This window comes from Streptomyces sp. NPDC051018, assembly GCF_044456085.1.
GTDB lineage: Bacteria > Actinomycetota > Actinomycetes > Streptomycetales > Streptomycetaceae > Streptomyces.
This window is the reverse complement of record NZ_JBITFN010000030.1, coordinates 64,703-78,780: the sequence shown is the minus strand read 5'-3', so window position 1 is coordinate 78,780 and position 14,078 is coordinate 64,703. Positions and strand designations below refer to the sequence as shown.

7 protein-coding genes are annotated in these 14,078 nt (G+C 72.2%); 3 read left to right on the top strand and 4 right to left on the bottom strand.

What is annotated here, in order from left to right:
• Positions 1-320 precede the first annotated feature (320 nt).
• Complete coding sequence (locus ACIBCM_RS32980) at positions 321-899, bottom strand: MarR family winged helix-turn-helix transcriptional regulator (RefSeq protein WP_399249745.1); 579 nt, start codon at positions 897-899, stop codon at positions 321-323.
• A 133-nt stretch (positions 900-1,032) separates the two neighbouring features.
• On the opposite strand from ACIBCM_RS32980, the gene ACIBCM_RS32975 reads away from it, so the two are divergent.
• Complete coding sequence (locus ACIBCM_RS32975; protein ID WP_399249751.1) at positions 1,033-2,310, top strand: MFS transporter; 1,278 nt, start codon at positions 1,033-1,035, stop codon at positions 2,308-2,310.
• Positions 2,311-2,390: 80 nt separating this feature from the next.
• Here the strand turns inward: ACIBCM_RS32975 and ACIBCM_RS32970 are convergent, their stop codons facing one another.
• Together ACIBCM_RS32970 and ACIBCM_RS32965 are read right to left on the bottom strand one after the other, a co-directional pair.
• Positions 2,391-4,295 carry a SpoIIE family protein phosphatase gene (locus ACIBCM_RS32970; protein WP_399249743.1) on the bottom strand — a complete coding sequence of 635 codons (1,905 nt, stop codon included), beginning with the start codon at positions 4,293-4,295 and terminating at the stop codon, positions 2,391-2,393.
• A gap of 150 nt (positions 4,296-4,445) precedes the next feature.
• Positions 4,446-5,957 carry an NAD(P)/FAD-dependent oxidoreductase gene (locus ACIBCM_RS32965; RefSeq protein ID WP_399249749.1) on the bottom strand — a complete coding sequence of 504 codons (1,512 nt, stop codon included), beginning with the start codon at positions 5,955-5,957 and terminating at the stop codon, positions 4,446-4,448.
• A 473-nt stretch (positions 5,958-6,430) separates the two neighbouring features.
• Between ACIBCM_RS32965 and ACIBCM_RS32960 the strand changes: the two genes are divergently transcribed.
• Together ACIBCM_RS32960 and ACIBCM_RS32955 are read left to right on the top strand one after the other, a co-directional pair.
• Positions 6,431-7,270 carry a TetR/AcrR family transcriptional regulator gene (locus ACIBCM_RS32960; RefSeq protein WP_399249741.1) on the top strand — a complete coding sequence of 280 codons (840 nt, stop codon included), beginning with the start codon at positions 6,431-6,433 and terminating at the stop codon, positions 7,268-7,270.
• Between the two features lie 1,061 nt (positions 7,271-8,331).
• On the top strand, positions 8,332-10,617 hold the full coding sequence (locus ACIBCM_RS32955) for a sigma-70 family RNA polymerase sigma factor (protein ID WP_399249739.1): 2,286 nt from the start codon (positions 8,332-8,334) through the stop codon (positions 10,615-10,617).
• 415 nt (positions 10,618-11,032) lie between these two features.
• Here ACIBCM_RS32955 and ACIBCM_RS32950 read toward each other — a convergent pair whose 3' ends face one another.
• Positions 11,033-13,159: an asparagine synthase-related protein gene (locus tag ACIBCM_RS32950; protein WP_399249737.1), complete on the bottom strand. Its 2,127-nt coding sequence runs from the start codon at positions 13,157-13,159 to the stop codon at positions 11,033-11,035.
• Positions 13,160-14,078 lie beyond the last annotated feature (919 nt).

The window sequence follows — 14,078 nt, the reverse complement described above, 5'->3', positions numbered from 1 at the left end:
CTTCGGTCTTGCGTTTCCGACTCTATCAGATCCTTTCGGGCCTGATTCCCGGTCGAAATCGGGATGCCATTCCGACCCCTCGGGCCGTTCCGACGTTCAAAACCTTAGCGGATTTCCCGTCCGACTCATAATCGAGGCTTTCGAAAAGCATTTCGGCATGCCGAATGGCTTCCCGGACGGGAGATCGTGCTGAGTTTTGGTGCCGCTTGAGCGGCCGGAGTGTGTGTCGCAGAACCGTTCCGGTCCCGTGACAACTCGAAGAACCTTACGGACCCGTGAAGAGTGTGTCAAATTCCCCGGTCACGGGCGCGCCAAACCCGCTAGTCGAGGTCGGTGAGCCGGCCGCCGGCGTCCGGCTGGGCGTGCTCCACACGGCGGAGGACGCGGATGAGGAGGTCGCCCAGAACGGCGCGCTCCTCGGGGGCGAGGTCCTGGAGCAGGTCCTCTTCGAAGGTGCTGGCCATGCGCATCGCCTCCAGCCACTTCGTACGGCCCTCGTCCGTGAGTTCCACGATGACGCGTACGCGGTTGTTCTCGTCGCGGTCCCGGGTGACCAGGCCCTCGGCGGCCATGCGGTCGATGCGGTGGGTCATCGCCGCGGGGGTGAGGCCGAGGCGCTTCGCGAGTTCGCCCGGGCCCATGCGGTAGGGGGAGCCGGCGAGGACCAGGCTCTTGAGGACCTCCCACTCGGCGTTGCTGATGCCGAGGGTCGCGACCTGGCGGCCGTACGCGACGTTCATACGGCGGTTGAGGCGGCCGAGCGCCGAGACGACCCGCTCGACCTGGGGGTCGAGGTCGCCGTACTCGCGCTGGTACGCGGCGATCTGCTCGTCGAGGCTCGGCTCCTGGATGACGGGCCGGCCCGGCGCTGGGGGGTCCTCGGGTGTCGCGTTAGGCATACGCGTCAGTATCGCATGACGTTCATTGGCGTTGAAGTCCTTCTACATGTACTGTTAACTCTCTAACTTTACTGTTGAAGTGTTGAAGCTTCACTCCTACGGATCAATGAGGCAGGTGAGTGTGACCAGGGTGATGGGTGCAGCGATGCGCCGGATCCAGGCGGGGAGCGCGCTGAGCGCGTTCGGGCTGGGGTTCACGGTTCCGTTTCTCTACATCTATGTGGCGTACGTACGGGATCTGGGCTCGACGACGGCGAGTGTCGTCATCGGCGTCTTCGCGATGGCCGCACTCGTCGCCCTGCCGTTCACCGGTCGTGTGATCGACCGACGCGGGCCGAAGCCCGTGCTGGTGGGTGCTTCGGTGGTGGCCTCGCTGGGGGCGCTGTCGTTCGGGCTGTCCTCGAACACGGTGACCGTCGTGCTGTCGGCCGCGCTGCTGGGAGCCGGTACCGCCGTGACGCAGCCGGCCCTCGCGACGATGATCGTGTGGGCGTCGGACGCGACGAGCCGGACGCGTGCCTTCGCCTTCCAGTTCTTCCTCCAGAACCTGGGGCTCGGCGTCGGCGGTCTGATCGGCGGGAACCTCGTCGACAAGAGCCGTCCCGGCACCTTCACCCTGCTGTTCGGCATCGAGTCCGTGATGTTCCTGGTGCTGGCGGCGATCGTGCTCACCGTGCGGCTGCCGCGTCCGGTGCCCGTCCAGGGGCCGCGGCCGGAGGGTGCCACGGGCGGTGGGATGAAGACGCTGCTCGAGAACAAGGCGATGGTCCAGCTGAGCGTGCTGGGCTTCATCCTCTTCTTCGCCTGCTACGGGCAGTTCGAGTCGGGGCTCTCGGCGTACGGCACCGAGGCCGCGGGCATCGAGCCGTCGATGTTCGGTACGGCGCTGGCCGCGAACACCGCGGTGATCGGTATCGCGCAGTTCGTGATCCTGAAGTTCGTCGACCGGCACAAGCGGACCCGGGTGATCGCCGCGGTCGGTCTGATCTGGGCCGTCGCCTGGGCGGCCGCCGGGTACGCGGGGCTGGGCGCGAGCAGCCAGGCCATGGCCACGGCCGCGTTCATCTCGACGTACGCGCTCTTCGGGCTCGGTGAGGCGATGCTCGCGCCGACCGTCGCGCCGCTGGTCGTCGATCTGGCGCCGGAGTCGATGGTGGGGCAGTACAACTCGGCGTTCGCACTGGTCAAGCAGTTGGCGCTGGCGATCGGTCCGGCGATCGGCGGGCCGATGGGGGCCGCGCTGCACGGGCCGTACATCGTGACGTTCGTGCTGTTCTCGCTGGGCATCACGGTGCTGGCGGTACGGCTGGGACGTCAGCTCACCCCCGTACAGGATCAGCCGTCGCTCGCGGCGAAGACGCAGGTGGTGGCGCAGTACAAGCCGGCCGAGCCGGTGGAGGCCGCCGCGTAACGCTCGTACGGCAGGGCTCGTACGGCAGAACGGGCGGGCGGGGCGGCGGTTCGCGGACGGTGGGGGCAGCCGGAATCCGGTTATACGGGCAGGGCGAACTCGCACCAGACCGCCTTGCCGCCGCCGGGTGTGCGCCGGCTGCCCCAGGACGAGGCGATCGCCGCGATGATGGAGATCCCGCGGCCCGCCTCGTCCTCCGTTTCCGCGCGGCGGCGGCGCGGGAGGTGGTCGTCGCCGTCCGTGACCTCGATGATCAGACGGCGGTCGGTGCGGCGGAGTCTGAGGCGCATGGGCGGGGTGCCGTGCTGGAGGGAGTTGGCGACCAGTTCGCTGGTGGCGAGGACGCCGAGGTCGTGCAGTTCCGGGGAGAAGCGCCAGGAGGCCAGGACTCCGGATGCGAAGGCGCGGGCGCGCGGTGCCGCTTCGACACCCCCGAGCAAATCGAGTGCCGCGTTGTGGAACAGTTCGGCCGCCACACCCGTACGCGCGGGATGCCGGACCACCAGGACTGCGACGTCGTCGTCGTGGTCGGCGCTGATGCCCATGGCGCGGATCAGCCGGTCGCAGACGACCTTCGGGGTGCCGGTCGCACCGGAGAGCGCGCGCTCCAGGGCCGCGACTCCCTCGTCGATGTCCTCGCCGCGCCGCTCGACCAGACCGTCCGTATAGAGGACGGCGCTGGAGCCGGGCGGCAGGGCGATGGTGCCGGTGCTGTGGAGCCAGCCGCCGGTGCCCAGCGGTGGGCCCGTGGGGTCCTCGGCGCGACGGACCGTGCCGTCCGCGTCCCGTACGAGGACGGGGAGATGGCCCGCCGAGGCGTAGACGAGCCTTCCCTCGTTGGGGTCGTGGACGGCGTAGACGCAGGTGGCGATCTGGCTGGCGTCGATCTCGGAGGCGAGGCCGTCGAGCAGCTGGAGCACATCGTGGGGCGGAAGGTCGAGCCGGGCGTACGCCCGGACGGCGGTGCGGAGTTGGCCCATGACCGCGGCGGCGCGCACCCCCCGGCCCATGACATCGCCGATGACGAGCGCGGTACGGCCGCCGCCGAGGGTGATCACGTCGTACCAGTCCCCGCCGACGGCCGCGTCCTCGCCGCCGGGCTGGTACGTGGCCGCGACCTGGAGGTCGTCGGGCTGCTCCAGCTTCTGCGGCAGCAGGGACCGCTGGAGGGTGACGGCCGTCTCGCGCTGGCGGCGCTCGCTGGTGCGCAGCCGCTCGGCGGCCTCCGCGTGGTCGGTGACATCCGCGGCGAAGACGAGTACGCCACCGCTGCCGTCCCCTCCTCCTGGTCCTCCTTGACCTCCTGGTCCTCCTTGACCTCCTGGTCCTCCTTGACCTCCTGGTCCTCCTTGACCTCCTGGTCCTCCTTGTTCCCCCGGTTCCCCGGGGACTTCGACGGGCAGGCAGGTGACGGTGTACGAGCCCTGGTCGCGGACCTTGCGGGACTTCACGGTGCGTGCCTTGCCGCTGCGCAGGACCTGGTCCATCAGCGGGGGCAGGCCCAGCTCCGCCATCTCGGGGCAGGCGTCGGCGGCGGTGCTGCCGACCGGGCGGGGGCCGAAGGCGGTGGTGTACGCGTCGTTGACGTAGGCGATGCGGTGCTCGGGGCCGTACATCAGGGCGACGAGGGCGGGCAGACGGCCGAGGATCTCGCGCGACGGGAAGTCCTCCAGGGCGGGCCCGTGGTGGGACGGGGGCTGTCCGGACTCGCCGCGGGCGGCGGGGACCGGGCGCACACCGCGGGGCTCGGGCGGGCTCGCACCGGTCCGGCCGGGCCGCGGGTCCGAAGGCTCGGACCCGGTGGTGGGGCCGTCGTCGCGGTGCTCCCGCGGCGCCTCGCGGCCCTCGTCCCACTCCCCGCCGTCCCGACCGGGTTCCCCCCGCTGGGTGGGGCGGGTCGTCGGGGAGGTCCCGCGGTCGTTCCTCCGGGCTGCGGCGCGGCGCTGCGTACCGGGGAGCCTTGAGCTCCAACGCGTGAAGTTCACTGACTTTCAAGCCTCAATGGTTGTCGCCAAGGGTCATGAGGGTCACTCTGTGCAAATGTGAGCCCACCTATGGTCACACGTCCAGTGTGACCGACCGGACTGACAGTCGGTGTCGACTGCTCGTCTACTAGGTGCCTCTCCTGGGTGTTCCTAGGTGCCTCTGGGGTCGGTGGGGCGCTTATCGCGGTCCGATGATCCCGTGCCCTCTCCGGGACGGATCTCGGGACGGGTCTCGGGACGGGTGCCCGGGTGGGTTCCGGAGCCCTTCCCCGGCTCTCTTCCGGCGCCGCCGTTGCCGGGCGCTCCGCCTCGGCCGTTCCCGGTGCCCCGTCCGGAGCCGGCCCCGGTACGGCCCGCCCCCGGATGGAGTCCGGTTCTGCCGCCGGCGGCGAGCTCGAACTCGGCGCGCGGGTGTTCCAGGGACCCGAGCGAAACGATTTCCCTCTTGAACAGCCCGGCGAGCGTCCACTCCGCGAGCACCCGCGCCTTCCGGTTGAAGGTGGGGACACGGCTGAGGTGGTACATCCGGTGCATCAGCCAGGCCGGGTAGCCCTTGAGCTTGCGTCCGTAGACATGGGCGACGCCCCTGTGGAGGCCGAGGGAGGCGACCGAGCCCGCGTAGGAGTGCGCGTACTCCTTGAGCGAATCCCCCCGGAGCGAGGCAGCGATGTTCTCGGCGAGGACCTTGGTCTGGCGTACGGCGTGCTGGGCGTTGGGGGCGCACTCCGCTCCGGGTGTCCTGGAGGTGATGTCCGGGACGGCGGCGGCGTCTCCGGCCGCCCATGCATGGTCGACGCCGGCGACGCTGAGCCGGGCGGTGCAGCGGATACGGCCGCGGCCGTCGAGCGGCAGGTCCGTGGCGGCGAGGACCGGCGCGGGCTTGACCCCCGCGGTCCACACGACCGTGCGGGAGGGGAAGCGGCTGCCGTCGCTGAGTACGGCGACCCTGTTCTCGCAGGAGTCGAGCCGGGTCCTCAGGCGTACGTCGATATTGCGGGAGCGCAGCTCGCGGATGGCGTACCCGCCCATCTCCTCACCCACCTCGGGGAGGATGCGGTCGCTGGCCTCGACGAGGATCCACTTGAGGTCGTCGGGCTTGATGTTGTGGTAGTAGCGCGAGGTGTAGCGGGCCATGTCCTCCAGTTCGCCGAGTGCCTCGACGCCCGCGTAGCCGCCGCCGACGAAGACGAAGGTCAGCGCCGCGTCGCGGATGGCGGGGTCGCGGGTGGAGGAGGCGATGTCCATCTGTTCGATGACGTGGTTGCGCAGGCCGATGGCCTCTTCGACGGTCTTGAAACCGATGGCGTAGTCGGCGAGGCCCGGGACCGGGAGGGTGCGCGAGATCGATCCCGGCGCGATGACGAGTTCGTCATACACGAATTCAATGGCGCCGGTGCCTTCGTCGGCGGTGGCGAGTGTGGTCACGGTCGCGGTGCGCTTGGCGTGGTCGACGGCCTTGGCCTCACCGATGAGGATCTTGCATTTGCCGAGAACCCGCCGCAGGGGGACCACCACATGGCGGGGGGAAATGGATCCGGCCGCCGCTTCCGGGAGAAATGGCTGATACGTCATATAGGGGTCGGGGGTGACGACCAGGATCTCCACCTCGCCGCGTGCGAGCTCCTGCTTCAGCTTCCGTTGGAGATGCAGGGCCGTATACATCCCGACATAGCCGCCGCCGACGACGAGAATGCGCCTGTTGTCGACCTGCGGGCTCGGTGGAGCGCCGGGGGTCGCGCCCTGGTTGCGGGGGGTCGTGCCACGGGAGGAGCCGGGGGCAGGGCCCTGGGAGTTGGCAGCCGTCACCATCCCATGAGGCAACGGTCCCAGGCGTTTGTCCACAGGCCCGGCAAATTGTGTGACCGGAGGCTTTGTGAGAGCGCGCGCCGGGCGATTCCCGGGTAATGGGGAAGGTGCCCAGGTCAGATGCCGTGGGAGGGGTGGTGTCAGGGGGCGTAAACGGGAGTCTTCCGGTCCTTGCTCCGATCGGGGGGCGCTCCGTGCGGAACTACCCCCTTCTGAATTGACCCTGGCTCAACTATGTTCGTACCTCGTCGGGGTGCCTGGCCAAGGCACATCCGGCGGACCAGGTGGGGAGGTCTCCGGGGGGAGATCCAGTGACCGGGGGAACGTGTATGACCATTCAGGATTCGCATTGGCAGGCCGCTGTCTCGCCCATCGCCGACGGGCAGACGGGGCACGGTGGGGTCGTCGGCCACGGTGGACATGTGGGCAGTGAAGGAAACGGACGGGTGGGATCGGGCGGGGCCAGCCGCTCGGCGCCCCTCCGGGTGGACGCGCAGCGCAATCTCGAGCATGTGCTCCGGGCGGCGCGTGAAGTGTTCGGCGAGCTCGGGTACGGGGCGCCGATGGAAGACGTGGCGCGCCGCGCCCGCGTCGGCGTCGGGACGGTGTACCGCCGCTTCCCGAGCAAGGACGTACTGGTCCGGCGGATAGCCCAGGAGGAGACCTCCCGGCTGACCGAGCAGGCGCGTACGGCTCTGGGGCAGGAGGAGGAGCCGTGGTCGGCGCTCTCCCGCTTCCTCCGTACGTCGGTGGCCTCGGGGGCCGGACGGCTGCTGCCGCCGCAGGTGCTGCGGGTCGGCGTGGACTCCGAAGAGCTCCCGGTGGGCGCGGAGCCGGTGGTGACCGGGCGGGAAGAGGCCCGGGTGCCTCAGCAGCGGGCGGGGGCGCCGGCTCCCGGTGCCGTGCCCGAACTGCGGGTCGTGGGGCAGCGCCCCGCTCCGGCGGAGGTCCCGGACGACGCCGGCGCGGGTGAGCTGCTCGACGTCGTGGGGCAGTTGGTGGACCGGGCCCGGGCGGCGGGTGAGCTGCGTGGTGATGTGACCGTGGCGGATGTGCTGCTGGTCATAGCCACGGCCGCGCCCGCACTGCCGGATCCCGCGCAGCAGGCGGCGGCGTCCGCCCGGCTGCTGGACATCCTGCTGGAAGGGCTGCGGCCGAGGACGGCGTAAGAGTCGCGGTAGTCGGGGGACCGGGCCTTGGGGCCGCCGCGGGCCCGTGGTGCTGACGCGCGGGCGACGAAGTGTCCCTCCCGGCGGCCGTGGCCTGACCGCGAACCTCTGTGGCGCTGTTGCCGCGCGGGGGGTATCGAGGCGTGATAGGCGGTGGGGCTTGGTGGCCCTGTCCCCGGTGCGGTCCTGCGTCCGGTGCGGTCTAGTTTCCGCGCGGTCGACTGTTGAACGTGGCCTCTGTTCTGTGTGGCCGTCTGTTCTGCCGGTGGGCGCGGGCGTGTTGGGTCATACGCGGGTGATGTGCGCGGGTGACGTGGTGTGTCCGTGACACCGGTGGGGCGGGAGCATCCCGCGGCGGTATCTGTACCCGCGCCGGTGGCCGTCGCCGCGTGCACGGTCGCGGGCGGGGCCGCGGCTCGTGGGTGTGGTCGCGTCCGTCCCGGCGCACTGCGGTTTGCCCCGACCAGGGCACCTGACCGGCGCCTGTGACCGGCGGGCCGGTCTGCGGGGTGCGCGGTCACACGGCGCGGGCGTGTGGTGCAGGTCCGCCGGGGCCGGGCGAGGACGCGGCGTGTCGGGTTGACGGGGGATCGGCCACTCGGCACGAGAGCGTTCTTCGCAGGGGTGCCGGACCACGGGATTCGGCGAGGCTCGGGACACGTGGCTGGGCCGTTGGAGTGGGTGACCGACTACTCCTTGGCCGGCCTTCCAACACCCGGGATCGACTCGCCGATGAGCGCCCTGGCCAGACTCTGAGAGGGTACGTGGCGGTTCGTCCCGTACGACCGGTGACCGGACTAACGGGCCTACGGTCAGGGCTCGTTGGCTCCCCGGTGGACAGACCGAAGCAATGCCCGGAGCAGCCGGGCCGGGTGATGGAGGTAACTGATTGAGTCTTACACTAATGGGTGATGGATAGCGCACGGATTCGACAAGACTCCCCGGATGAGTGGTTGGGGCAAGCAGAGACCCTGATGCCCTGTCACCGTGTGGCACGCTGGCTCGGTGTTCGTGTCTGAGGGTGCTGACGGGAGCTTCCGCGGTGGACGGAGGCTTCCGTGATGAGCGGTGACGGCCGGGACGCACGGGACGAATCACCCGGCGACGGCGACGGCGCGGAACCCGGCGGGACGGCCTCACGGCAGGTACCCGGCCAGGGCGGTCCCGGTGGATCGAGATCGGGGGCCGCGAGGGCATCCGGCGAAGGCGATCCGGCCGGTACGGAAGGATCGGGCGGTACGACGGGGCCGGGCGGTACGAAGGGGCCCGGCGGTACGACGGGTCAGCCCGCGTCCGGCCGTTCCGTCCCCACGCAGGGCACCAGCGGGATCCAGGCGGACGACTCCCCCTCGGGCAGCGGCTGGGCGGACACGGTCCCGGGCGCGGGCGTTCCGGTCTCCGGAGGCCCCGGGGCCTCCGGGGGTGCTGCCGCCTCCCCGGAGTCGTCGGGTTCCACCGGCAGCAGCGTGCGCAAGAACGGTTCGGCCGGCTCCGGCGCGGAGAGCCACGCCGTGCCCCAGCAGCGGGAGGGCGGGGGCTCTGTGCTGCCGCCCCGTGAACCCGTGGTGGCGGACGCCGAGTTGATCCAGCGGATGCGCGGCGGTGACAACAGCGCGTACGAGGAGCTGTTCCGCCGTCACTCCGACGCCGTACGCCGCTATGCGCGTACCTGCTGCCGGGACGCCCATACGGCCGACGACCTGACGGCCGAGGTGTTCGCACGGACGCTCCAGGCCGTACGGCGGGGCTCGGGGCCGGAGCACGCCGTACGGGCGTATCTGCTCACGACCGTGCGGCGGGTCGCGGCGACCTGGACGAAGACGGCCAAGCGGGAGCAGTTGGTCGAGGACTTCGCGGTGTTCGCCGCGGAGGCCGCGCGCAGTACCGATGTCGCGACGGACGACACCCTTGAACTGGGGGCGGATGTCCGGGCGATGCACGAGGCGGAGCAGTCGCTGGCCATGCAGGCGTTCCGGTCGCTGCCGGAGCGCTGGCAGGCGGTGCTCTGGCACACCACGGTCGAGGAGGAGTCGCCCAGCGAGGTCGCGCCGCTCTTCGGGCTGACGGCCAATGCCACGGCGGTGCTGGCCAGCAGGGCCCGGGAGGGGCTCAAGCAGGCGTACCTCCAGGCACACGTCAGCGCCTCCCTCACTTCGGGCGGCGACTGCGCCCGGTATGCCGACCGGCTGGGCGCGTATGCCCGTGGCGGACTGCGGATGCGGGCCGAGCGCGGGCTGCGCAAGCATCTGGAGGAGTGCGTCAGATGCCGGGTGGCGGCGGGTGAGCTGGAGCACGTCAACGCCGGGATTCCCGCGCTGCTGCCGGTCGCGGTCATCGGGTGGTTCGCCGCGGGCTACTCCCTCAAGGCGGCGGGTGTGGTCGCCGGGGGTGCGGTGGGCGCGGCGGGAGCGGGTGCCGCCGCGGCCGCCACGGGTGCCGGAGGTGCTTCCGCCGGAGCCGGTGCCGGTGGGGCCGCCGGTGCCGGTGGGGCCGCGTCCGAGGGGCTGGGTGCGCCGGTCAAGGTCGGTATCGGCGCGGCGATCGCCGTCGCGGCGGCGGCCGGGCTGGTGTTCGCGCTGGCGGGCGACCCTCAGCCCGTGCCCGAGCCGAAGGCGAAACCGCCGGTGGGGCAGCCGTTGCCGGCGGATCCCGCGCCGACGGAGGACCCCAAGGCGCCCGAGCGCCCGGGGCCCAAGCCGGCACCCCCGGCGGGAGCGGCGCCGGCTCCGGATCCCGGGAAGCCCTCACCGAAACCGTCCCCGAAGCCCTCCCCCCGGTCTTCCGCCAAACCGGAACCACCCGCGACCGCGCCCGCGGCCTCGACGGCTCCGTCGCCGCCGCCCCCCAAGCCGTCCCCGTCCCCGCAGAAGCCTTCCACCCCGGCGACCACGCCCCCGGAACCCCGGCCCGAGCCGGAGGTGTTCCCGGTCAACCGGCTGAAGTACAACCTCTTCGGCGACCACACCGGGCCGGAGGTACGGCTGGGGGCGAGCAGTTGGCTCTGGCAGCGGTGGAGCATGGCGATCGGCGGTGACCGCTACGGGCACGGGGTGACCGTACGGGCCCGGTCGTCCATCACGATCGACCTCAACAGGCCCTGTTCCCTCTACAACGCCAGGGTCGGCGTCGACGATCTGTCGGTGGGGCCGCGGGCGATGCGGTTCTCGGTGTACGGCGACGGAACACGGCTGTGGCGCTCCCCCGTACTGCGCAAGGGGGACTCCGCGCTGTCGATGCAGGTCTCTGTCTCGGGGCGGGACTCGATCCGCCTGGTGGTGGAGCCGCAGACGGGCCTGGACGCGGTGGCGCTCGCGGGATGGGCGGAGTCGCGGATCACCTGCGGGTGAGGTTCCCGGGAGGGCTCCCGGGAGGTCGGTCCCTGACGGGGAGGTTCCGCGGGGCGGGGCTCTGAGGGTGAGTTCCGCGAAGCGGGCGGGCTCCGCGGATGGGTTTCCCGGGAGGCGGGTCCGGCTGGTTGGGGCTCGCCGGTGGGACGAGCGCCGTCCGCCCGGAGTACGGGCCCCCGGCGTCCGGTGCGTGCAACCGCACGGCCGGAGCTCGTACGGGCAGCGTTCACTAAGCGGTGGGCCACCCTCCGCACACGGGCTCGTACAAGGCCCGGACCGGGGCTCGTACGGGTGCCTACATGGGTGAGCCCCGACAGCTCCGCGCAGGTGCGGGCCGGGCACCGCAGCCGGGCAGGATGCCGGGTCACCGAGTGCCGGATGCCCAGTCACCGGATGCCGGATGGTGTCGACGCGGTTAGGACCGCAGGGTCGGCCTCGGGGGGACGCCGCCCGCCACCGCGCGCCGGCGGGGGGCCGCCGTGCCCGTCCAGCAGGTGCCGCGGCGGGAGAGGAGGCGGCGGAGCCAGAGTTCGGTGGAGATGAGGTCGGCGAGGCCGTCCAGGGGGACGGGTTCGCCCTCGGAGGCCGCGCGGAGGGCCTTGCGGATCACCCGTGCCTCGACGAGGCCCGCGTCGGCGAGCAGGGGCGCGTCGAAGAGGGCGATCAGGTGCGGAAGGACGGCCCGCAGGCCCTTGCGCGCGGTGGCCGTGGAGGTGGCGTGGGTGGTGGCGCCCCAGCCGGGCGGCAGATCGCGGATGCCCGTGCCCGCGAGGACTGTACGCAGGACCTCCGCTCGGGCGCCCGGGCGGACCCGCAGGGCTTCGGGAAGGTCGCGGCAGGCGCGTACGACCTGGTTGTCAAGGAAGGGGGCGTGGATCCGCTGGCTGCGGACCTCCGCCGCCTGCTCCAGGATCCGCTGGACCGTGGCGTGCCGGGCGAGGGCCGCGCGGGCACGGGCCTCGCCGGGGCGCTGGACCGATACGGGCCGGGTCGCCGCGGCCGTCAGACGAACCGATACTTCAGCCAGTGCCTCACCGGTGAGCCAGCGGGCGGCCGGGCCGGGACGTGACCAGGTGAGGGCGGCGAGGGAGGCGTTCAGGGGACCGGCGCCGAGGGCGCGCGCTCCGGAGCGGTTCGCCTCAAGGAGCCGGCCGGCCGCGGTTTCGAGCCCCGTGCGGTAGGGGGTGCGGGCGAGCCGGCGTGCGGCCCGGTACACGGTCAGCGGGATGAACAGGGACTGCGGGGACGGGCCTTCGGCCCGGGCGAGCGCGGTCACCGGGCGCAGCAGATGCCGCCGTCTTCGGTCCATCAGCAGATCCGCGAGCCGCGCCGGATGCGCGTCGAGGACCTGCCGGGCGCCCGCGCCGGTGAAGTGGTCGGCACTGCCGGAGGCGAGCCGGGCGCGGTGGCGTTCCGCGATGACGAGGGAGGGCGCGGGCTCATCGGTGAGCGGCCCGTTGTCCAGGCCCGCGTACGGCAGGGCCTCCTCCCCGGCCGCGACGACGACATGGTGGAGCCGGGGGTTCTCGGCGATGGCGCGGGCACGTTCCAGTTCGGGCTCGCGGCCGTCCTCGGTGAGGTCGTTGAAGGTGACGGCGAGGAGGCGTTCGCCCGCGCCCGTGCCGTGGCCGAGAACGGTGCCGGGCACTCCGGGCAGGCCCGCGGCGAGCAGCGCGAGCGTTCCGGAGGCGCTGCCCCCGGAGAGGTCGGAGCCGATGCCGGGCGCGGGTGCGCCCCGGCGGGCGCGCCGCTCGGCGGGCCCCATCCCGGGCACGGGCCCCGGGTCCGGAGGCAGGAACTCCGGTGCGTGGCGGGGGGCGGTGAGCCTTGCCCGTACGGCCTCGACCAGCGCGTCCCGTACGCCCTCGACCGCGCGTTCCGTCTCCATCTGGGGTCCCGCGACGGCGAGGGAGGCGACCGGCTCGTACCCGGTGATCTCGCGCGAACCCTCGCGCAGAATCAGCGCGTGGCCGGGCGGGATGCGCTTGACCCCCTCGTACGGGGTGGAGTCGCGCAGCGCCTCCGGGGTCTCGGGGCAGGCGAGCAGCGCGGCCAGATGCCCGATGTCGAGTTGGGCCTCGATGAGGTCGGCAAGCGGGAGCGCTGCGGTGGCGTACGCGGTTCCGTTCGCCCAGGGGGTGTAGAAGACGGGCCGGGCGCCGGCGAGGTCGCCGATGATCGTGACGCGCCGGCCGACCTGGACGACGGCGGTGTAGCTGCCGGGCCAGGACGTCAGATGGCGCAGCGCCCCGCCGCGCGTCGAGAGCAGCCCGGCGCGCAGTTCCTCGTCGCTCGCGGCGCAGCAGCCGAGGACGGCGATCCTGGTGGTGGGGGTGGCCCCGCCGGGTCCCGCGGACGCGTCGGCCGTGACGACGCGTACCTCGTCGGGCCGCCAGTCGCCGACCGCCCAGAGCGGATCGGGGTCACCCCACAGGAGCTGGGAGCCGACGGGGTGGACCGTACGGCCCTCGTCCGCGGCGCCGACCACTCCGGCCGAACCGAAGTTCGCGGCGATACTGCTCCACCCCACCAACCACCGCATCCCCGCATCCCCGCTTCCACAGGCTGTGGACAAAACCGTCGTTTCACCGGGTCCGGCCGGATCCCGGCCCCGGGCCGCGGATCGCCGGGGGATCACCCCTTGACCCGGGCCGTTCGGGAACATGCTGCCACGAAGCAGGCGCAAGGGACGGACCCCGGGTAGCACCAGCAAAAAGTGAACGCGCTATCGGCATGAGCGATTTGGCGACACTTCGGGACGCCTCGGAAGGATCACGCCAGCCACATACGCGTACAAACACCACGAGAAGGACAGTCGACATTCAGCCATTCTCGGAGGGGCGGAAGGGATCATTCATGGACACAGAGGGGCGCCGAACCGGTGCGCGAGCGTCCGGATCCATCCCATCGGGACTCCCGGTCACCGCCCCCGAGAGCACCGGAACGCGGGCGTGGAGGCCGCCCTTCCCGTACGCCGCCCAGCGCGCCGCGCTCCGCTCCGCCGGCCGTGCGGGCGCACGCCGGGCGGGCAGGGAGCGCGCCGGACCGCGGGCATGACGCACAGGGGGTACGGGCGGGACAGAGGCGGGAGAACGAGCAGGGGAAGCGGGTGGGAAGCGGGCGGCGGCCCTCCGGGTGGCGACCCCCGTAGAGCGACCCCCCTGAGCAGCGCCCCCTGGGCAGCGGCCCTCCGGGTGACGACAGTCCGGGAGGCGCAGTTCGCCTCCCGGACCGTTCCGCCGCCCGCGGGGATGAAGGCGGCGGTGTCCCCCAGCCCACTGGTTCCCGTACGCAGCGGGCCGACCCACGCAACTCTCATGGAAGCGCTCCCACCGCCCCCGGGACCAGAGCGCACGGACAGGCGCACGGCCACACACCCGGAGCACGGCAGACGCACGTGAGGGAGCGCGCCGCGGCCGGGCGGGACCACGGAACGATCACTGACCGGAGCACCGGCGGAG